The organism is Streptosporangium sp. NPDC005286, assembly GCF_040607515.1.
Lineage (GTDB): Bacteria > Actinomycetota > Actinomycetes > Streptosporangiales > Streptosporangiaceae > Streptosporangium.
The window spans coordinates 1-19,064 of record NZ_JBEXGU010000097.1; the positions used below are offsets into that span (position 1 = coordinate 1).

The 19,064-nt window shown below is 69.6% G+C and carries 19 protein-coding genes; 5 read left to right on the plus strand and 14 right to left on the minus strand.

Translation table 11 applies throughout. From position 1 onward, the window contains the following. Positions 1-90: 90 nt before the first annotated feature. The 6 genes from ABZU75_RS29120 to ABZU75_RS29145 all read right to left on the minus strand — a co-directional run bounded on the left by ABZU75_RS29120 (position 91) and on the right by ABZU75_RS29145 (position 4,242). Positions 91-753, minus strand: a complete 663-nt coding sequence (locus ABZU75_RS29120; protein WP_355560880.1) for a DUF3159 domain-containing protein — start codon at positions 751-753, stop codon at positions 91-93. Positions 754-786: 33 nt separating this feature from the next. Continuing rightward, positions 787-1,179 carry an OB-fold nucleic acid binding domain-containing protein gene (locus tag ABZU75_RS29125; RefSeq protein ID WP_030914810.1) on the minus strand — a complete coding sequence of 131 codons (393 nt, stop codon included), beginning with the start codon at positions 1,177-1,179 and terminating at the stop codon, positions 787-789. Positions 1,180-1,228: 49 nt separating this feature from the next. Further along, positions 1,229-1,903: a DUF3710 domain-containing protein gene (locus ABZU75_RS29130; protein ID WP_355560815.1), complete on the minus strand. Its 675-nt coding sequence runs from the start codon at positions 1,901-1,903 to the stop codon at positions 1,229-1,231. A gap of 139 nt (positions 1,904-2,042) precedes the next feature. Next, the gene (dut, locus tag ABZU75_RS29135) at positions 2,043-2,486 is read right to left on the minus strand and encodes a dUTP diphosphatase (RefSeq protein WP_355560818.1); all 444 of its coding nucleotides are present in this window, start codon (positions 2,484-2,486) and stop codon (positions 2,043-2,045) included. Then, on the minus strand, positions 2,483-3,037 hold the full coding sequence (locus tag ABZU75_RS29140) for a PaaI family thioesterase (protein ID WP_350917433.1): 555 nt from the start codon (positions 3,035-3,037) through the stop codon (positions 2,483-2,485). The genes dut and ABZU75_RS29140 overlap by 4 nt, the downstream gene beginning before the upstream one ends. 11 nt (positions 3,038-3,048) lie before the next feature. Continuing rightward, positions 3,049-4,242, minus strand: a complete 1,194-nt coding sequence (locus ABZU75_RS29145; RefSeq protein ID WP_355560822.1) for an AI-2E family transporter — start codon at positions 4,240-4,242, stop codon at positions 3,049-3,051. Between the two features lie 459 nt (positions 4,243-4,701). On the opposite strand from ABZU75_RS29145, the gene ABZU75_RS29150 reads away from it, so the two are divergent. Next, positions 4,702-4,998 carry a DUF4235 domain-containing protein gene (locus ABZU75_RS29150; RefSeq protein ID WP_350917439.1) on the plus strand — a complete coding sequence of 99 codons (297 nt, stop codon included), beginning with the start codon at positions 4,702-4,704 and terminating at the stop codon, positions 4,996-4,998. 66 nt (positions 4,999-5,064) lie between these two features. Here ABZU75_RS29150 and ABZU75_RS29155 read toward each other — a convergent pair whose 3' ends face one another. The 5 genes from ABZU75_RS29155 to ABZU75_RS29175 form a co-directional block, all read right to left on the minus strand. Then, entirely contained in the window at positions 5,065-6,441 is a 1,377-nt protein-coding gene (locus ABZU75_RS29155; RefSeq protein ID WP_355560826.1) for a trehalose-6-phosphate synthase, read from the minus strand. 55 nt (positions 6,442-6,496) lie between these two features. Beyond that, positions 6,497-7,303: a hypothetical protein gene (locus ABZU75_RS29160; protein ID WP_355560829.1), complete on the minus strand. Its 807-nt coding sequence runs from the start codon at positions 7,301-7,303 to the stop codon at positions 6,497-6,499. A gap of 83 nt (positions 7,304-7,386) precedes the next feature. Then, positions 7,387-7,686, minus strand: coding sequence for a DUF4193 domain-containing protein (locus ABZU75_RS29165; protein ID WP_030914836.1), 300 nt, complete (start codon positions 7,684-7,686; stop codon positions 7,387-7,389). Positions 7,687-7,958: 272 nt separating this feature from the next. Further along, positions 7,959-9,281, minus strand: coding sequence for a HAMP domain-containing sensor histidine kinase (locus tag ABZU75_RS29170; protein ID WP_355560883.1), 1,323 nt, complete (start codon positions 9,279-9,281; stop codon positions 7,959-7,961). An 80-nt stretch (positions 9,282-9,361) separates the two neighbouring features. Continuing rightward, positions 9,362-10,015, minus strand: coding sequence for a response regulator transcription factor (locus ABZU75_RS29175; RefSeq protein ID WP_350917449.1), 654 nt, complete (start codon positions 10,013-10,015; stop codon positions 9,362-9,364). Positions 10,016-10,237: 222 nt separating this feature from the next. Here ABZU75_RS29175 and ABZU75_RS29180 point away from each other — a divergent pair, with 222 nt between their 5' ends. Then, positions 10,238-10,402, plus strand: a complete 165-nt coding sequence (locus ABZU75_RS29180; RefSeq protein WP_169750159.1) for a hypothetical protein — start codon at positions 10,238-10,240, stop codon at positions 10,400-10,402. A gap of 75 nt (positions 10,403-10,477) precedes the next feature. On the opposite strand, the gene ABZU75_RS29185 is transcribed toward ABZU75_RS29180, so the two are convergent. Both ABZU75_RS29185 and ABZU75_RS29190 read right to left on the minus strand, forming a co-directional pair. Further along, positions 10,478-11,272 carry an inositol monophosphatase family protein gene (locus ABZU75_RS29185; RefSeq protein ID WP_355560835.1) on the minus strand — a complete coding sequence of 265 codons (795 nt, stop codon included), beginning with the start codon at positions 11,270-11,272 and terminating at the stop codon, positions 10,478-10,480. Positions 11,273-11,374: 102 nt separating this feature from the next. Further along, entirely contained in the window at positions 11,375-13,360 is a 1,986-nt protein-coding gene (locus ABZU75_RS29190; protein ID WP_355560837.1) for a prolyl oligopeptidase family serine peptidase, read from the minus strand. Between the two features lie 129 nt (positions 13,361-13,489). Between ABZU75_RS29190 and ABZU75_RS29195 the strand changes: the two genes are divergently transcribed. Continuing rightward, a complete protein-coding gene (locus ABZU75_RS29195; protein ID WP_355560840.1) occupies positions 13,490-14,452 on the plus strand; it encodes a ferrochelatase in 963 nt (320 codons plus the stop codon). Between the two features lie 13 nt (positions 14,453-14,465). Here ABZU75_RS29195 and ABZU75_RS29200 read toward each other — a convergent pair whose 3' ends face one another. After that, positions 14,466-15,782, minus strand: a complete 1,317-nt coding sequence (locus tag ABZU75_RS29200) for a lytic murein transglycosylase (protein ID WP_355560843.1) — start codon at positions 15,780-15,782, stop codon at positions 14,466-14,468. Between the two features lie 162 nt (positions 15,783-15,944). Here ABZU75_RS29200 and ABZU75_RS29205 point away from each other — a divergent pair, with 162 nt between their 5' ends. Beyond that, positions 15,945-17,141 carry an MFS transporter gene (locus tag ABZU75_RS29205; protein WP_355560846.1) on the plus strand — a complete coding sequence of 399 codons (1,197 nt, stop codon included), beginning with the start codon at positions 15,945-15,947 and terminating at the stop codon, positions 17,139-17,141. A gap of 110 nt (positions 17,142-17,251) precedes the next feature. Then, positions 17,252-18,565 (plus strand): D-arabinono-1,4-lactone oxidase, encoded by a 1,314-nt coding sequence (locus ABZU75_RS29210; protein ID WP_355560848.1) that lies wholly within the window; start codon positions 17,252-17,254, stop codon positions 18,563-18,565. The last annotated feature ends 499 nt before the right edge of the window (positions 18,566-19,064 follow it).

Here is a 19,064-nt window from a genome sequence, read left to right on the forward strand (position 1 = left end):
CTTCGGACCGGTATGCCGGTCCGAAGCCCGATCACCGGTCAGCGGCGTCCGTGCGGGGCCGGGAACGGCGGAGCGGGGCCGACCTGCCGCTCAGGAGGCCGCGGGCCGTACCGGGGTCCGGCCACGGGCCAGGAGCCACACCATGGCGGCGAGCGCCGCGACCTGGAGCGGCCAGCCCATCGCGATCTTGAGAATGCCCAGCTCGGCGACCGCGTCGTCCCTGCCGATCAGGTAGACGGGGAGCTGCACCGCCACCCGGACCACACACGGGATCATCAGCAGCCAGGTGAGCCTGGTGCACAGCCTCACCACGGCTGGATCCGCGCGCCACGCGGTCGGGTCACCGGTGACGGACCCGATGAGGAACCCGACCACCGGCCATCGGGTGACGATGGACAGCAGCATCACCACGGAGTAGCCGGCGTTGTAGAGGATGCCGGGCAGGAAGACGTCCTCCGCCTGGCCGGTGCGGGAGGCGAAGAACGCGCCGATGCCGATGCCGATCAGGCTGTTGATCACGAACTGCGGCGTCGAGCGCTGCACCAGCCGCACGACGAGCAGCAGCACCGCGGCCGAGACACTGACGATCAGGGAGCGCTTCAGGTCGGAGGTGGCGATCCACATGCCGGTGAAGGCGATGGTGGGCACGGCGGCCTCGATGACGCCCCGCACCCCGCCGAACGCCTTGGCAAGCTGGCTGCGGATCGCGGCCTCGACCGTGTCGTGCGCGGCGGTCTCGCCGGTGGTGGTCATCTTCTCGCTCACCGTTCCGTGGTCATCGATCGCTCACGCACCGCCTGCCGGGCGCAGCTCGTATCTGGGGTTGAACATGACTTTTCGCCCATCCTGGATGCTGACCAGCCCTTCGGCCAGCACCAGACGGCCAGGCTCGATGCCCGCGATCTTCCTGCGGCCCAGCCAGATCAGATCGATCACATCGGAACCGTCGTATAGCTCCGCCTCCAGCGCGGGAGCGCCCCCGCGAGGGCGCAGCGTCACCGTCCGCAGAGTACCGCTCACGCAGAAGCGTCGGCGCCCGCCACACGAGACGATGGGCGTGGCGCCTTGGCGGTCGAGGTCCTGCTGAAGCTCGTCGGCCTCCAGCTCGGCCTGGCCTGCGGTCAGTCGGCGAAAGAAGCCTCGCAGACCGCTCTGTTTATGCGGTTCCTGAGAACCCACGGACCTCTCCTTCACGTACGAGTCGAATCAGCGTACGCGATCCGGCCTCTCAGCGGATCTCCGCGATCTCCGGCCCCCGGTCGAACGGGTTGAGGTCGGGCCCCTCGCCCCCTGCGGCCTGCTGCTCCACGGCCTGCCTGGCCTCGGGGGGCAGCCGGAGCTCGATCGCCTCCTTGGGGGCCATCGGCTCGTCGCCGCGTACCACGACTATGTCCCGGACGACACCCTCCAGCGTCTCGGCCACCTCGGCGTCCTGCGCGGCGCGCCCGCTGATCACCGCACGCAGGAACCAGCGCGGCCCGTCCACCCCGATGTAGCGGACCGGCTGCTCGACGCCCTCGGCGGGGATTCTGGCGGCCAGCTCGACGCCGAACGCGCCCTCCCGCTCCTCGGCGGTGCCTCCGGCGCTCTTCACCCCCTCGACCAGCTCGGCCCTGACCTCGTCCCAGATCCCGCTCCGCTTGGGCGCAGCGAAGGCGTGCACCTGCAGAGCACTCTCGTTGAACAGGACCACCGCACCGACGATCTGGTCACCGGCCAGGTTGAGCTGGACCTCGAAACCGGGGCCGACCGGCAGGCGCATGCCTCCGAGGTCGACCCGCTCCCGCTCGGGGTAGGGCTCGTCGGCGTCCCACGGGCCCGACTCCCGCGCCGGGACCTGCGGGGCCTCGTCCACTGCGGCCTTGGCGGCCGGGGACTCCTCACGACGGTGACGTCGGAACATTTTCCTCACGCTCCTTGAAGTTTCGCTGGTAACTCATCCCCCGCCGGATACGGCGGCGGGTGGCCTCCGGGGCCGAAGGTACGCCCAGGTTCCGGATCATCGTCCGCCACCTCCTTCACCTCGTCGGACTCACTCCCTGTCAGCGGCCCGTGGACCCGAACCCGTCCGCGCCTCGCGCCGATCCGGACAACCGGTCCACCTCGAAGAACGCCGCCCTCTCCACCTTCTGGATCACCAGTTGCGCGATCCGGTCCCCCCTGCGCAGCCGCACGGTGTCCTTGGTGTCGGTGTTGAGCAGCGTCACTCTGATCTCGCCCCGGTATCCCGCGTCCACGGTGCCGGGCGCGTTGACGAGCGTCACGCCGTACTTGGCGGCCAGGCCCGAGCGCGGGTGGACGAACGCGGCATACCCATCAGGCAGGGCGATCGCCAGCCCGGTGCCGACCACGGCCCGCTCTCCGGGGAGGAGTTCGACGTCCTCGGCGGCGTGCAGGTCGGCGCCCGCGTCGCCCGGGTGGGCGTACGACGGCGGCGGCAGGTCGGCGTCGAGCCGGTGGATCGGCACCTCGACGGTGTGGGTCACGGATTCACCTCGTACTCGTGATGCTCGTCGATGATCGCCTGGGCGTCACCGTGCTCGGCGAAGTGCTCCATGCCCACCTCGATGAAGAGCGCTGCGGCCCGCACGGCGACCGGGCCGTCCGGGGAACCGATACGGCCCTCAGCCTCAAGGTACGCCTTCCTGCCCGACATGCCGTTGCACCAGGCGCGCATATGCAGGACCGTACCGACCGGAACCGGGGCGAGATAGTCGGTCTCCAGCCTCGCGGTGACGTAGGGGCGCTGGAAGAGCCAGACCAGCATGCCGATGACCTCGTCCATCGCCGTGGCGAGCACGCCGCCGTGCGCCAGGCCCGGCGCACCCTGGTGTGCCGTTCCCACGGTGAACGTGGCGATCACCGTGATCCCGTCAGGGGTGACGGCGGTCAGCCGCAGGCCGGTCGGATGGTCCTCACCACAGCCGAAACAGCGGCTGTAGTGGGAACCGAGGGCGGCGCCGGGGGCGGGCCCACCGGGGAGTGGCCGTGGAAGGACGGCATCTGGCGGAGGGGTGGTCAAGGTGGAACGAGTCACGGGGCAGAACGTTACTCCCTGGGCTGCGGTGATTCCTCATCCACCGGCTTTCCCGCCTCCGCCGCAGGCCCCGTCCCGCCCGCCTTGGGCCCCGCCCCGCCCGCCTCGCCGGGATCTGGATGCGGCGAGGCCGGTGGCAGGGCGAGCGGTTCGTCACTGCTGAGCTCGGGCAGCGCCCGGTAGATCACGGCGGCCACCGGCACCGCCACCGCGGCCCCGGCGATACCCGCCAGGATGCCGCCCACGGCCAGCACCAGGATGATCGCCAGTGGGTGGAAGTGGAGCACCCTGCCGACGATCAGCGGCTGGAGCACGTGGTTCTCCAGCTGCTGCTCCACGATCAGGATGCCGATGAAGATCAGAGCGTAGATCGGCCCCTTGGCTCCGAGGGTGACCAGGGTGGCCACGGCACCGGCGAAGAAGATGCCGACGATGGGGATGAAGCTGGCCAGGAAGATCAGTACCGCGAGCGCCGCCCAGAGCGGCACCCCCATCCCGGCGAGCACGATGCCCATGACCAGGCCGTGCACGGCGGCCACCGCGACCGTACCCTGCACGTAGTGCGAGAGCGTCACCCAGGCGGTCCGCCCGGCCCTGTCGACGCGCGGCGCGACCTCGCCGAACCCCTTCAGGAACCACGACCAGATCCGGTCGCCGTCCTTGAGCATGAAGAAGGTCACGAACAGCAGCAACACGATGGAGGCCAGCACCTCCAGCGCCACCGTGGCGCCGGTGAGGACCGTCTGGGTGATCTCGTTGCGCTGGTTGGTCATCTGCTTGCCGATCTCGTCGACCCAGCTGCTGATCTGAGTCGGCTGCAGATGCAGGGGCCCGGTGTAGAGCCAGTTCTCGACGTCCTTGGCCGTCTGGCGCACCTGGTCGACGAGGCCGGGGAACTCCTCGTTGGCACGCGCCCCGATGATCCAGCCGGTGCCGCCGAGCACGGCGAGCGCGATGATCATGGTGACCCAGGTGGCGTAGATGGGCCGCATGCCCATCGCGCGAAGCCGCCTGGTGACCGGGAACAGCAGCGCGGTCAGCAGGAGCGCGATGGCCACCGGCAGCATCACGATGCGCAACGTCGCGATGAACTGGGCGAAGTAGAAGACGGCCCAGCCGATGATGATCAGGCAGAGGCTCCACATCGCGAGACGCAGCAACGTACGAGGTACCAGGTTCGTCAGGCGCTCCCGATCTGATATCACACCTTCCAGACTGTCACGCCGGGAAGGAAAACGCGCGAGAGTTGTCGCTCTGACACGAGGAGGAGCGGCCCGGCCACCCGGCCGGGCCACCCGGCGTGCTGTCGGGGATCGGCGCCCGCCCGGTCAGGGGCCGGCGCTCACCCGGCTGGATTCAGCGCTCACCCGGCGGGCGGGAGATCACCCTGTCCTCGAGGTAGCAGCTGCAGTTGCCACATCCTGGCGGCATGCCTGTCCTCCCCTCACCTGTCCTGCCTCGACCGTACGGCAGGATCCCCCGACGGAAAGGACAGATTCGCGTGCGCGCCGTCTCCTCGCTCTCCTGGCGGCCGGAGCGTACGGCTTCCAGGCCGCCCCGGCATGGGCACGGTCACCGTTCTGTCATGCCTCGCCATGGCTTCACGCGATATGGCGCTCGGGGAGACTAGTGTTCTTGATGCGGACAGAAAACGGGAGGACCACATGGCTGACAAGAGCGAGAAGCAGGACATGGCGTGGCGAGCCATCGGTGGCCTGCTCGGCCTCGTCACCGCCTGGAGCGCCAAGAAGGTCATCGGGTTCGCCTGGGAGAAGAGCACCGGTAAGAAGCCGCCCGCCGACAGCGAGTCGCCGGACATCAGCCTCGGCGAGGCGATCGGCTACGCCGTGGTGATGGGGGTCGGCATGCAGGTGGCGCAGATCGTGGTCGCCCGCAGCGCCAAGAAGCGCTACGACGCGTGGAAATCCCTGAAGGGGGCGGCCAAGGACGCCACCGGCTGACGGCCGGCGAACGCCGCGGACCCGCCCCCGGACCCGCCGGGGGCGGCTGAAGAGCCTGGCGACGGGTCAGGACGACTCGAGCGAGGTGAGAAACTCCCTCGCCCAGCGGTCCACGTCATAGGTGGACACCCTCCGGCGCAGTGAGCGCATCCGGCGCGACAGGTCGTGCGGGGTCGCCCGCATCGCGGTCAGCATGATCCGCTTGAGGCCGTCGACATCGTAGGGATTGACCATGAACGCCTGACGCAGCTCGTCGGCCGCCCCGGCGAACTCGCTGAGCACCAGCGCGCCGCGCAGGTCGTTGCGGCAGGCGACGTACTCCTTGGCGACCAGATTCATCCCGTCACGCAACGGTGTGACCATCATCACATCCGCCGCTAGATAGAGCGCGGCGAGCTCGTCGCGGCCGTACGACTGGTGCAGGTACTGCACGGGCTGCTGCCCGAGCTCTCCCTGCTCGCCGTTGATCCGCCCGACCTGGAGCTCGATCGAGTCGCGCAGCCGCATGTACTCCTCGACCCGCTCCCGGCTCGGCGTGGCGATCTGCACGAACGCCGCCTCGCCCGGTTTGATCGTTTTCTCCGCGAGCAGTTCCCCGAACGCCTTCAGGCGCTGGCCGATGCCCTTGGTGTAGTCGAGCCTGTCGACGCCGAGCAGTATGCACTCGGGGTCGCCCAGCTCCCTGCGGATCTCCCTGGCCCTGGAGATGATGTGCGGCTCGCGGACCAGCGAGTCGAGCTCGCCGAAGTCGACGGAGATGGGGAAGGCCCCGGCGCGCACCACCCGGCCGTCCACGTAGATCTCGTGCTTGTGGTGCTGGAGGCCGAGCAGGTGGCGGCAGAGCCGGATGAAGTTGGACGCGCCACCGGGACGCTGGAAGCCGACCATGTCCGCGCCGAGCAGCCCCTCCAGGATCTCGCGCCGCCATGGGAGCTGGACGAACAGCTCTATCGGCGGGAAGGGGATGTGCAGGAAGAAACCGATGCGCAGGTCGGGGCGGAGCTTGCGCAGCATGGCCGGGACCAGCTGGAGCTGGTAGTCCTGGATCCACACGACCGCGTTCTCCGCGGCCTCCTCGGCGGCGGCCTGGGCGAAGCGCTCGTTGACCGCGCGATAGGAGTCCCAGGTGACACGCGAGTAGATGGGGGTGGCGACCACGTCGTGGTAAAGGGGCCAGAGTGTGGCGTTGGAGAAACCCTCGTAGTAGAGCTCGACCTCGTGCTCGGACAGCGGGACGGGGACGAGCTGCATGCCGTCGTGCTCGAAGGGTTCGAGCTGTTCGCCGGGGGCCCCGTGCCAGCCGATCCAGGCCCCTTCCCTGCGCTGCAGGACCGGGGCGATCGCGGTGACGAGGCCGCCGGGGCTGCGCCGCCACATATCCTCCCCCACCCGGTCGACGGGGAGACGATTGGCGACGATCACAAACGTACTGCGGCCCGGCACAAATTCCTCCAGGTAGTCGGGGGCTTACTGAATTAACTACCCGTTTGAGGAGTTTCTATGGCTTTCCAGGTGGAAGGGCACGATGAACCCTCAGATCACTCCGTACCAGCTCGCCGAGCTTCTTCGTGGCGGCGCGGTTGAGGACCCCTCCCGCCACGGCGCCGGTGAGGAAGGGACCCAAGGTGGTGAGGTGGCGCCCGAGAGTGCGCATCAGCCTGTTGCGCAGGGCGGTCCTGGTCGCGGTGCCGAGCGCGACGGTCATCGTTCCCGGGGACATGGGGTCGACACCGCGCTGTCTGGACCAGGCCGCCGCGAAGGCCATGGCCCGCTGGGAACCGTTGCCGGGCACCTGCATCCCGTACACCTCATGGAGCTCGGCGATGAGCTTGACCTCGATCGCGGCGACGACGAGGGTCTCGGCCACGAGCTGGGCGGGGGCGGAGAGCAGAAGGGGTGGGGCGGCGAACTCGGCCGCGGCGACGGCCCCGCCGATGGCTCCGACCGTCATGGTGGCCTTGGCCGCGGTGCGCACCAGGTCGTCGGCCAGCGCCTCGGCGGTGAGGCCGTGGTGGTGCTCGGAGAGGGTGTGCAGGTCCCGGATGGGAATGCGGGGCGCCACGGCCATGAACACGTCGGTCAGCCAGCGGCCCCGGCCCGCCCCCGCCTCCTTGGCCTTCCGCGCCCTCCGGGTCAGTGCTTTCGTGAGGCGGCCGAGCAGCTTTCGCCGCTCGGCCCCATCCATGTCACCCGGCTCCGCGAGCCGGCCGACGATCTCAGCCACTTCCCGATCAGGCGCGCCGTCCGACTCCTCGGCAGTGGAGTCGTCCGGCGCCGCATCGGTCCGCCTGTTCTCTGACGTCATGTCTCGGAACCTCCTCAAGGCTGTTCTGGGCCCCTATCCCATGGCTGGAAGAGCACACCCCGAACAGGCCATCGGAATTATCGTCAAGCCGCGCATTCCCGGCATATCTGCTGACCGTTCTTCTCAACGGCGAGCTGACTGCGGTGGTGCACCAAGAAGCAGCGCGCGCAGGTGAACTCGTCGGCCTGACGAGGAATCACCCGGAGCGAGAGCTCCTCGTTTGACAGGTCCGCGCCCGGCAGTTCGAGCGACTCGGCGAGATCCGTCTCGTCGATGTCGATGCTGCCCGAGGACTTGTCGGTACGGCGGGCCTGCAGTTCCTGAAGACTGTCCTCACTGAGGTCGTCGTCGGTCTTGCGTGGGCTGTCGTAATCGGTAGCCATCGGTCTGCTCCATCCCCCTCATCTATCTGTGTGCGCTCACTCGCGCGTGTGTAACGTTCGAGAGGCACGACTTGTGCCCGATCTGCCGACGAGATTCCTGCTTCGGTACCCTGCCGGAATGGTCACTGAACCTCCCTACACGTGAGGGACGTACTGCCAATGGCCACGGTTAGCCAAATATGGCGTAAACCACAGCATCGGCGGCATGCACCACCGTGTTCGACGGCACATCCAACCACATGTACGGCGTGAACGAGACGCCCCCCGCCGGATCAGCGCGCCTGAAGTCGCACGGTGACCACCAGACCTCCTCCGTCCCTGGGGATGGCGGTCACGTTGCCCCCATGAGCCCGCACCACCGCGCGGACGATGGAAAGCCCGAGCCCCGCACCCTTGTCGGAGTCGACCCGGTCGGCGTTGAGCCGCCGGAACGGCTCGAAAAGACTGTTCACCTCGTACGCGGGGACATGCGGCCCCGTGTTGGCCACCTGAACAACCAGCGCCCCCTCCACCATTCCCGTCCTGACCCACAGGCGTCCGGACTCGGGGAGGTTGTGCTTGATGGCGTTCTCCACCAGGTTGGCCACGCAGCGCTCCAGGAGCACCGGATCACCGACGGTCTCGGCACTGCGGAGCTCGGTGATCACGGTGACCCCGGCCTCCGCGGCCCGCGTGGCGAGCTGGTCGACGGCCGTCTCGGCCACATCCTTCATGTCCACCGGCTTGCGCACGCTCAGCTCGCGCTCGCTCCGCGCCAGCAGCAGCAGTCCCTCGATCAGGCGTTCGTTGCGGGCGTTGACCTCCAGGAGGGTGCGGCCCAGCGCCTTGAGATCGCCCGACGCCTCCGGGTCGCCCAGCGCGATCTCCAGGACCGTCCGGTTGATCGTCAGCGGGGTGCGGAGCTCGTGCGAGGCGTTGGCCACGAATCTTCGCTGTGTGTCGAAGGCCACATTGAGCCTGGTGAGCATCTCGTCGAAGGTGTCGGCCAGTTCCTTCAGCTCGTCGTCGGGCCCCTTGAGGTCGATCCGCTCGTGGGCGAGCGTGGAGCCCGACAGCTTGCGGGCCGTGGCGGTCATCTGCTGGATCGGCTTGAGCGCCCGGTCGGCGACGATGTAGCCGATGATGACCGCCAGGATGCCGACCCCCAGCAGGGCCAGCAGCGAGCGGGCCAGCAGCTCCTTCTGCGCTCCGGCGATCGCGGCGTGCTGGTACCAGTACCACTGCTGCTCGTACCGGCGCGCCTGGTCGGGGGGCATCACCCCGTTCAGGTCGAGCGGGAACTGCGGCCACACGTCGTTGAGCGCCCAGCCCACCATCAGGTAGATCACGACCATGAGCAGGGCACCCGCGGTGAAGAACAGCGTCGCGTAGGTGATGGTCAGCCGCCACCGGATGCTGACCCGGTCCACGATCGCCTGCAGCCGGCTCAGCAGGGTGTGATCGGTCGGCGCCGCGCCCGCCGGGGGCGGACCGTCCCACGCGGGCGGGCCGGTCGGCGGCGGGGGCTGCTCGCCCGGCTTCCCCTCCTTCTCCGGCGGTCCCGACGCGAGCTGCTCGCTCTTCCAGGCTCCCCGCTCGGAGTGCGGGCTGATCATCGGGTGGGTCGGCACGGACCCCCGGTCCTCGTCCACCGGGACGAACGTCGGACGTTCCTCTCCCCCGCCTGCCGGAGCGTTCACAACCTGTACCCGACCCCTGGCACCGTCTCGATCACCTGAGGCTCGCCCAGCTTCTTTCTCAGCGTCATCATGGTGACGCGCACCACGTTGGTGAACGGGTCGATGTTCTCGTCCCAGGCCTTGTCCAGCAGGTCCTCCTGGCTGACGACCGCACCCTCGGCACGCATCAGCTCCTCCAGGACCGCGAACTCCTTCTTGGTGAGCGCGATCTCCGCACCGTCCCTGGTCACCAGCCGCTTGCCCGGATCCAGGCGGACCCCCGCCCGCTCCAGCACCGGCGGCAGCGCCGGGGCGGAGCGGCGGCCGAGCGCCCGCACCCGCGCGACGAGCTCGATGAACACGAAGGGCTTGGCCAAATAGTCGTCGGCGCCCAGCCCCAGCCCCTCCACCTTGTCGTCGACGTCACCCGAGGCGGTCAGCATGAGGATCCGCGACGCGGTACGGGAGGCCACCAGCCGGCGGCAGACCTCGTCACCGTGGACCTTGGGCAGGTCCCGGTCCAGGACGATGACGTCGTAGTCGATGTAGCCCGTCCGCTCCAGCGCGCCGGCGCCGTCGTAGGCCACGTCCACGGCCATCGCCTCGCGCCGGAGCCCGGTCGCGATCGCGTCGGCGAGCACCCGCTCGTCCTCGACCACAAGCACTCGCACGGCTTATGGCACCTCCCGTCACATTCCATGAGCAGCCGCTGGAACGGCCCCTCATTCTCACCCCATCCCCTGTAAGCACACGGTAAGGCCCTCCCAGGGGTAGACACTCCGTGTGATGTCGGAAACACACAGGTTTAGCTACTGGGCCACCGTGGGTACAGCCGGTTCCAGTCTCTATCGCGGTACCTTCCGCCCCCATGCGCCCGTGAGAAAGAAGGTGAGATGGGCGAGTTCACCACCACAATCGAACACCGCCTCGACCAGGCATACAGGAATCTGCAGGAGGCCAGGTCCTCCGGCGATGACTACCTCGCCGACACCTTCACCGCCGAGATCGAGGATCTCCAGCGTCTGGCCACAGACAACGGCGTTCCCATTCAGCGCTGATGGGAGGGAGCCCCCCGGCCATCTTGGCCGGGGGGCTCTTTCGTGCCTGTACCGCGAGGGTCCGGAGTCGAGGCCTCAGGCGTCGCGCTCCGGATCCAGCGGGAGCAGCAGGTCGTGCAGTTCCTCGAACAGGCCGGGCGCCGCGCACAGGACGAGGCCGGGATTGGCAGGCTTGCCGGCCAATCCACCAAGCCTGGCCCCCGCCTCCTGGGCGATGAGGCCGCCGGCCCCGTAGTCCCAGACGTTCGGGCCGCGCTCGTAGTAGCCGTCCACCCGGCCCGCCGCCACCGAGCAGAGGTCCGAGGCCGCCGATCCACCCCTGCGGATGTCACGTACCCGCGGCACCACGTGACGGAGCACCTCCGCCTGCACCTCGCGCCGCCCGCTCTCGTAGCCGAATCCGGTGGCGATCAGTGCCCGTTCCAGCGGCACACCGGTGTTGCAGCGCAGCCGCTCCCCCGCCAGCCACGCGCCCTCGCCCCTGACGGCGGTGAACACCTCTCCGCGGGGCACGACGTTGACCACCCCCGCGATCACCTCGCCGTCCACCTCGACCGCGATGCTGACCGCCCACTCGGGCAGCCCGTACAGGAAGTTGACGGTCCCGTCGATCGGGTCGACGATCCAGCGGACCCTGCCGTCGCCGGTGGAGCCGCCCTCCTCGCCGAGGATCGCGTCGCCGGGCCTGACCGCCCTGATCCTGTTGCGGATCAGTTCCTCCGAGGCCCGGTCGAGGGCTGTCACCACGTCGGTGGGGCTGGATTTGGTGACCAGCACCTCGGGACGGGGTGGACGCTTGGCCAGAAGCATCTCACCGGCCTCCCTGGCTATCTCCTCCGCCAGCCTGCCGAAGGTCACGGCACTGTCCACGATCCCCTCACCACTCCTCACTCGCTTCACCGGGCTCACGAACCGGCGATCTCCTCCGCCGGCCGGCCGGTCACGGCACCGTCCACGATTCCTCCATCGGGCTCACGACAGCGACTCAGGGCGTTTCCACTCGCGGCCGAGGACATGCTGGTCCAGGAAGGCCAGCACGGTCTCGTACCAGACAACCGCGTTGCCCGGCTTGAGCACCCAGTGGTTCTCGTCGGGAAAGTACAGGAACTTCGACTCCACGTCGGAGCGCTGCAGGTCCCACCAGAGGCGCAGCGCCTCGCCGATGGGGACCCGGTAGTCCTTGTCGCCGTGGATGACCAGCATCGGGGTGGAGATGTTCCCCAGCGACCGGTGCGGAGAGAGCTTCGCGTACAGCCCGGTGCCCGGGGCTCCGAACTCGCGCTGCCAGTACATCGATGCGTCGGTGGTGCCGGCGAACTGGTCAAGGTTCCAGAGCGAGGCGTGGGTGACGATCGCACTGAACCTGTCGGTGTGCCCGGCGACCCAGTTGGCCATGTAGCCGCCGAACGAGCCGCCCATGGCGGCGGTCCTGGTGGCGTCGACCTCGGGCAGCTCCAACGCGGCGTCGGTGATCGCCATCAGGTCGGCGTGGGTGCGCGGGCCCCAGTTGGCCCAGCCGCGCCGGATCATCTCCGGCCCGTACCCCGTGGACATGCACGGGTCGGGGAGCAGCACGGCGTAACCGTTCTGGGCCATGATCCACGGGTTCCAGCGCCAGGACCAGTCGTTCCAGCTGCCCAGCGGGCCGCCGTGGATCCACAGCAGGATCGGCGCGGGGTTCTTCGCCGAGGCTCCCTCGGGCAGCGCCAGCCAGGCCCTGATCTCCGCGCCGTCGTCGGCGGTCGCGGTCACCTCGGTGAGCCTGCCGGGCAGCACCAGCTCGGGGGCGGGGGAGGGCAGCCTTTCGACGGTGCCGTCCGCGGCCACCCTGACCGGGGCCGCGGGCGCGTCCACCGCGCCGCGCAGTGCGTAGACGGTGCCGTCGGGCGCGACGTTGAGCGAGGCGTACGCGGCGTCGTCACCGGTGAGCCGCTCCGGCGCGGAACCGTCGGCCGGGACCAGGAAGATCGGGCGGCGGCCGTGATGGTCGGCGGCCATGAACAGCGAGCGGGAGTCGGGCGCCCAGACGATGTCGGACGGCCAGAGCTCCCCGCCCGCGGGGTGGCCCTCACCGGTGACCAGATCGACGATCCACAGGGTGCTCTCGGGGATGTGGTCGATGTCGGCGTGGTTGCTCCGGACGCACGCGACCAGGCGTCCGTCGGGAGAGATTCTGATCGGCCCTTCGAAGTCGTGGCCGTCATCGGCGGCGAGGACCCGCCGGGCACCGCCGTTGGCCGCCTCGATGGCGACCAGCTCGAAACGGAGCTCGCCGTGCGGCATCGAGACACCCCAGGTGGCCACGACCGTGGAACCGTCCGGCGTCACGTCGTAGGCGCTGTGGCTCGCCAAGGCCTTGCCCGGCTGGGGGGTGAGATCCCTGACCTCGGTCAGCCGTTCCTCCTCGCCCAGCGTGCCCGCGAACAGCCGGGGCTCGCCGGGCCCGAGGTCGTGATCCCAGTAACGCACCGGGTAGCTCTCGTGCAGGATCGCACTGATCCCCGCCTCCTTGCGTGTCTTGCGCCGCTCGGCCTCCCCCGCCTCGTCGCCCGGGAGCACGTCGGAGCAGAAGACCACGGTCTGCCCGCCGATCGCGAACCCGGCGACACCCCCCGGTCTGGATGCGATCTGCCGGGCCTCTCCTCCCGCCGCGGGCAGCAGCCAGAGCGCCGGAACCTCCTCGTCGGCGTCCTTGACCGTCGGGTCGGGCCGGCGCGAGCCGAAGAGCAGATCACCACGCTGGGTGAACTCGGCCCCGGCCTCGCCCTTGACCGATCTGGTCAGCCGGTGCGGCCGTCGGCCGTCGAGCGGGATCTCCCAAAGGGAGGTTCCGTAGGATCTGCCATCGGGGTTGAGCGCCTGCACCACGCTGACCAGGCGCGTTCCATCGGGGGATAGCCGCAGGGATGCCACCCGCGGCACGCCGACATAATCGCGGATGTCGTTAAATGGGGTCACAGTTTCGAACCTACCCCGGCTACCGTCTTCGGACATGCCCCCAAACACGCATCCACAAATGTTGTTGATGACGAACTACGCATGGTGACCATGCGAGAGAACGCCCCGGCATGCGGTTTGATGAAGGCCATGGGGAATTACGACGCACTCCTCGTCGTCTCGTTCGGGGGTCCCGAGAAGCCTGACGACGTGATGCCGTTCCTGGAGAACGTGGTGCGGGGCCGCGAGATCCCGCGCGAGCGGCTGCTGGAGGTCGAGGCGCACTACCAGCGCTTCGGCGGGGCCAGCCCGATCAACCAGCAGTGCCGCGACCTGATCGCGGCCGTGGCGCCGACCATCGATCTTCCGATCTACTGGGGCAACCGCAACTGGCATCCCTATCTGGAGGACACGCTCCGCGAGATGGCGGCCGACGGCGTGCGCAGGGCGGCGGCCTTCGTCACCTCGGCCTACAGCTCGTACTCCGGCTGCCGGCAGTACATCGACGACATCGCGCTGGCCAGGGCCGCGGTCGAGGGTGCCCCCGAGGTGGTCAAGCTCCGGCACTACTTCGACCACCCGGGCTTCATCGCGGCGATGGCCGACCACACCCGCGAGGCGCTGGACCGGCTGCCCGACGGGCTCGGTGACTCCGCCCGGCTGATCTTCACGGCGCACAGCATTCCGGTCTCGATGGCCGAGACGGCCGGCGAGAGCGGCGGGGCGTACGAGGCTCAGCTGCGCCGCGCGGCCACGCTGGTCACCGCGGAGCTGGGTGGCGACAGGGCGTGGGACCTGGTCTGGCAGAGCCGGAGCGGCGCCCCTCACATTCCGTGGCTGGAGCCCGACGTCTGCGACCATCTGCTGGAGGTCGACGCCCGGGCGGTGGTGCTGGTGCCGATCGGTTTCGTCTCCGACCACATGGAGGTCGTCTACGACCTCGACGTGGAGGCCGCCGAGACGGCGAGAAAGATCGGCCTGCCGCTGGTCAGGGCGGCCACGGCCGGTACCCACCCCCGGTTCGTCTCGATGGTCTCGGAGTTGCTCGCCGAGCCCGAGCCCGTCGCGTGCTCGGCCACCTGCTGCCCGGCGCCGCCGCGCCGCCGCGGGTAGGACGCCGGGTGCCTCAGGGGTAGGCGGCGGCATAGCCGCGGGAGATGGCCAGGACCTTGGAAACGTACGACCAGGAGTGGTTGTAGAACCAGATGGCCTTCTCCAGCTTCTTGCCGCCCTGGGCCGCTCCGTTGGCGCACAGGTAGTTGGCCGCCGAGGGGACCGCGTCGTATGGGCTCCAGATGTCGGCGACGCCGTCGCCGTCGCCGTCCACGCCGTAGGCCTTCCAGGTGGCGGGCATGAACTGCATCGGTCCCTGCGCGCCCGCGGAGGAGGGGCCGTTGTTGCGCCCGTGGGAGCTCTCCACCTGGCCGATCGCGGCCAGCACCGTCCAGGAGAGCCCCGGGCAGACCGCGGCCGAGGCGCGATAGAGCTCCAGGTAACTGCCGGGTCTGCCGACCGTCACCCGGGCCGCCTTCGCGGGCTTGCCGGTGCCGGTCTTCGCCGGGGCCGCCTTGTCCGTGGTGGTCTTGTCCGCAGTGGCCTTGTCCGTGCCGGATCCACCGACGGCGACCACCTGGGAGCCTGAGCCGAGCAGCCTGCCCACCCGGGCCTTGAGAACGGCGGTGGCCTTCTCGGGCCCGTGCACGAGCAGCGCCACCCCCGGCGGCAGGCCCAGCCTGCGGCCGGTCTCCTCCCCCACGATGCCGTCCACGCCCGGCAGGCCGAAGGTGGCCGAGGCCGCGGCCCGTAGCCTGGGACCGTCGTCCACCTGGTACTCCGCACCGAGGACCAGTCCCAGGCGGCGCGCCGCCGAGCTGTCCGCGACGAACTCGCCCCTGGCCAGGGCGCTCCACACCCCCTGCTGGTCGGCGACGGCCCTGGGGACCCACGCCCGGAAACGGGCGGGATCGACCGCGAGGAGGTTGAGTCCGACCCCGGACACCTTGACCGCCCCGCCGTCGAAGGAGTCGATCTTCTGGACGTACTTGAGCCGGGAGATGTCCTCCTTGGTCTGCTCGGTCAGCGTCGACGGGGATATGACCAGCAGCCGGGGCGGGGTGGAGGTGAGCCCTGGGCCGTCCGCCCCTTGGGGGCCGGGGGCCGCGGACGGCTGCGGGGCCGGGGTCTCCGGGGCGGTCTCCGCACCCGCGGGATTGCCCGGGCCGGGGCTCTCGCGGTCCGCGCCTGCCGGATCCGGGCTTTCGGGGTGCTCCGGGTCTGCCGTGGTCGGCGGGGCCGCCGGCTGGCTGACCACCGGCGCGATCGCCGCCAGGTCCCGGATGCGGGACTCCATGACGGTGTTCCCGTCCGGGGCCGCGGGACGGCCGCCGGTGATCATCGCGAGCGCGACGCCACCGAGAGCGACAAGTACGGCCAGAGCAACCATCACTGGGACGAATGCCCTCAACCCGGGAAGACGTGACACCGCGCTCACGTTAGCCTCAACGGACCCCGCCGGGAGCCGTTGCCTGGAAAATCACTTGCCGAGAAGCGATCCGGTGCGGAATCGTCGGCATGTTCCACCCACATAGAGCATCAGGGAGTGTCAGTGGTCGGGCCGTACCGAGGGCTCTTCAGCACTCCCGGCGTCAAGGGTTTCGTCATCGCGGGATTCTTCGGGCGGATGCCCATGTCGATGCTCGGCATCGGCGTCGTGCTGCTCATCGAGGCGCTCACCGACTCCTACGCGACGGCGGGAGCGGTCGCGGCCACCGTCAGCGTCTCCTTCGCCGTCGCGGCTCCCCTGTCGGGACGCCTGGTGGACAGGTTCGGCCAGGCCAGGATAGTCATCCCGCTCACGCTGGCGCACGGCGCCACGCTGACCGGCCTGATGCTCTGCGCCGAGTTCGGCGCCCCCCGGTGGACGCTCTTCGCCACCGGGGTCGCGGTCGGCGCGACCGCGCTCTCGCTCGGCTCGCTCGTGCGCGCCCGCTGGTCGCACCTGCTGGGCGGGACGGCGAGGCTGCACACGGCGTTCTCCTTCGAGTCGGTCGCCGACGAGGTCATCTTCGTCGCGGGCCCGGCGCTGGTCACCGCCCTGGCCACCATGATCAACCCGTATGCGGGCCTGATCGTGGCCCTGACCTGCACGATCGTGGGAACCATCGCCTTCGGGCTGCAGCGTGGCACGGAGCCACCAGTCCGTCCCAGGGAGGAGCGCTCGGGCACCCCGATCACCATCCCCGGCGTCGCCCTGATGTCATGCGCCTTCCTGGCGATGGGGGCGGTGTTCGGCTCGGTCGACCTGGTCACGGTGGCGTTCGCCGAGGAACAGGGCGTCAAACCCGCCGCCGGACTGCTGCTCGCCTCGTTCGCCGGCGGGAGCCTGGTCTCCGGGCTCTGGTACGGCGCGCGGCAGTGGACCGTCTCGCTGCGCGGCAGGTTCATCGGCTCGCTGGCGGTGTTCGCCGTGGGCCTGACCCCGATCACGCTCATCGGCGATGTCAGGGTCATGGCGGGCGCGCTCTTCCTGGCCGGGCTGGCCATCTCCCCGACCGTCATCACCGGCTACAGCCTGACCGAGCAGCTGGTCCCCGCCCATCTGCTCACCGAGGGCATGGCCTGGATCTCGACCTCGGTCGGGTTCGGCGTGGCGATCGGCGCGTGGGCGGGCGGCAGGCTCACCGACGCGTTCGGCGCCTCCAACGCCTACGGATTCTCCTTCGCCTGCGCCCTGCTGGCCGTGGCGATCGGCGTCGGCGGCTCCGCCTGGCTGCGAACCCCTGTCGCCCAGCAGCAATCATGAGTATTGTTCATATTCGCTGGCGGAGCCAGTGACGAACCGGCGGTAACCCGCGTCCCAGGGGCGTCGACGCCCACGACAGGCCGGGTGACGCCCGCAGGGCAGGAGTGAACATGGGCGAGACCTTCCGCAACTGGGCAGGGAACCAATCCGCCACCCCCACGGAGGTCCGTACGCCGTCCTGTGCCGAAGAGGTCTCGCGGGCGGTGCGCGACGCCGTCGCCTCGGGACGCCGGGTGCGGATGACCGGCACCGGGCACTCGTTCACCTCGGTCGCCCTGACCGACGGCATCCTGCTGCGGCCGGACGCGCTGACCGGGATCCGCGAGGTGGGAGACGGCTGGGTGACGGCCGAGGCGGGGACGACGATCGGCGTGCTCAACGGGGAGCTGCACCAAAGGGGTCTGGCCCTGGCCAACATGGGCGACATCGACGCCCAGACCCTGGCCGGGGCCATCCAGACCGGCACCCACGGCACCGGCAGGGACATCGGCGGACTGGCCGACCAGGTGCTGGCCCTGGAGATGGTGCTCGCCGACGGCGAGATCGTCACAGTCCGCGGCGACGGCGAGGGGAAGATCCGCGGGGTGGCCGAGCAGGACCTGTTCGACGCGGCCAGGGTGGGCCTGGGCGCACTCGGCGTGGTGACCGCGGTGACCTTCCGGGTGGAGCCCTCCTTCCTGCTGCGCAGCGTCCGGGAGCCGATGGCGCTGTCCTCGATCCTGGACTCCCTCGACTCCCTGGTCACCGGCAACGAGCACCTCGACTTCTTCTGGATGCCGCACACGGACACCTGCCTGACCAAGCGCAACAACCGCAGCCCCGGCCCGGCCCGGCCGCCGAGCGCGCTGAGGTACTGGCTCGACAACCACTTCATGGAGAACACCCTGTTCGGCGCGGTGTGCGGCATCGGTGGCCGCTACCCGGGCGCCATCCCCCGGCTCAACGCGCTCTCGGCCGCGACACTGTCGGCCTCGACCCACACCGACGCCTCGCATCGGATCTTCACGAGCGTGCGCCAGGTACGCTTCCTGGAGATGGAGTACGCCATCGCGCGCGAGCACCTCGGTCAGGCCCTGCGCGAGGTCCGCGACCTGCTGGAGGTCAGGGACTGGAAGATCAGTTTCCCGATCGAGGTACGAGTCACCCCCGCCTCGGACGCCTGGCTGTCCACCGCCTACGGCAGGGACTCGGCCTACATCGCCTGCCACGTCTACCGGCCGACCCCGAACCCCGCCTACTTCGAGGGCGTTGAGGAGATCATGACGAGGCTCGGCGGCCGCCCGCACTGGGGCAAGCTGCACACCCGCGACGCGGCCTACCTGACGACGGTCTATCCCCGGTTCGCCGACTTCCTGATGGTACGGGACGCCCTCGACCCCGGACGCGCGTTCGCCAACGAGTATCTCGACACCGTCCTGGGCTGAGGGGCCGCCGGGGCGGTCCCGTTCCCCCGATTCGGCCGCTTCTCACAAGCTTTCGGTAAAGGGTGACGCAAAGGCTCGCTCGAAGAGTGACGCGTCCGCGTGTCCCGTCGTTCCCCCGGCACGTGCGACGGGCAGATTCGCAGACGCCCGCGCCGCTCGACCCCGAGGGAGTCCGCTGGAGATGACCTTCTCCCGCCGTCCATGCCAGCCGCCGCCGCGATCCGTCGTCACGGACCGCGACGACCGGCCCCCGAACAACGCCGCGATCGCGACATACCCTCCCCGGACCGGCGGACCGGCCTCACCGCCATCTCCCGGTTCTTGGTGGAAGTCCGCAGCGGTTCACGGGGTTATCCATGAGAATCCCTTGAGGACCCCGAAGTTGCTGCTCCAGACCGGTGCCCTGTAATTAGATGAATGGAGCAAATGTGACCGGCGTCACATCGCTGCGAGCCCCATCCAGGAAGGCGATGTTCGGACATGCCGGGTACGGTGCTGG

Excerpts from the sequence above, each read along its gene's own strand:
- ABZU75_RS29120 (WP_355560880.1), bottom strand. The coding sequence starts at position 753 with ATGACCACCACCGGCGAGACCGCCGCGCACGACACGGTCGAGGCCGCG.
- ABZU75_RS29130 (WP_355560815.1), bottom strand. The coding sequence starts at position 1,903 with ATGTTCCGACGTCACCGTCGTGAGGAGTCCCCGGCCGCCAAGGCCGCA.
- ABZU75_RS29150 (WP_350917439.1), top strand. The coding sequence starts at position 4,702 with ATGGCTGACAAGAGCGAGAAGCAGGACATGGCGTGGCGAGCCATCGGT.
- ABZU75_RS29160 (WP_355560829.1), bottom strand. The coding sequence starts at position 7,303 with ATGACGTCAGAGAACAGGCGGACCGATGCGGCGCCGGACGACTCCACT.
- ABZU75_RS29165 (WP_030914836.1), bottom strand. The coding sequence starts at position 7,686 with ATGGCTACCGATTACGACAGCCCACGCAAGACCGACGACGACCTCAGT.
- ABZU75_RS29170 (WP_355560883.1), bottom strand. The coding sequence starts at position 9,281 with ATGATCAGCCCGCACTCCGAGCGGGGAGCCTGGAAGAGCGAGCAGCTC.
- ABZU75_RS29180 (WP_169750159.1), top strand. The coding sequence starts at position 10,238 with ATGGGCGAGTTCACCACCACAATCGAACACCGCCTCGACCAGGCATAC.
- ABZU75_RS29195 (WP_355560840.1), top strand. The coding sequence starts at position 13,490 with ATGGGGAATTACGACGCACTCCTCGTCGTCTCGTTCGGGGGTCCCGAG.
- ABZU75_RS29200 (WP_355560843.1), bottom strand. The coding sequence starts at position 15,782 with ATGGTTGCTCTGGCCGTACTTGTCGCTCTCGGTGGCGTCGCGCTCGCG.
- ABZU75_RS29210 (WP_355560848.1), top strand. The coding sequence starts at position 17,252 with ATGGGCGAGACCTTCCGCAACTGGGCAGGGAACCAATCCGCCACCCCC.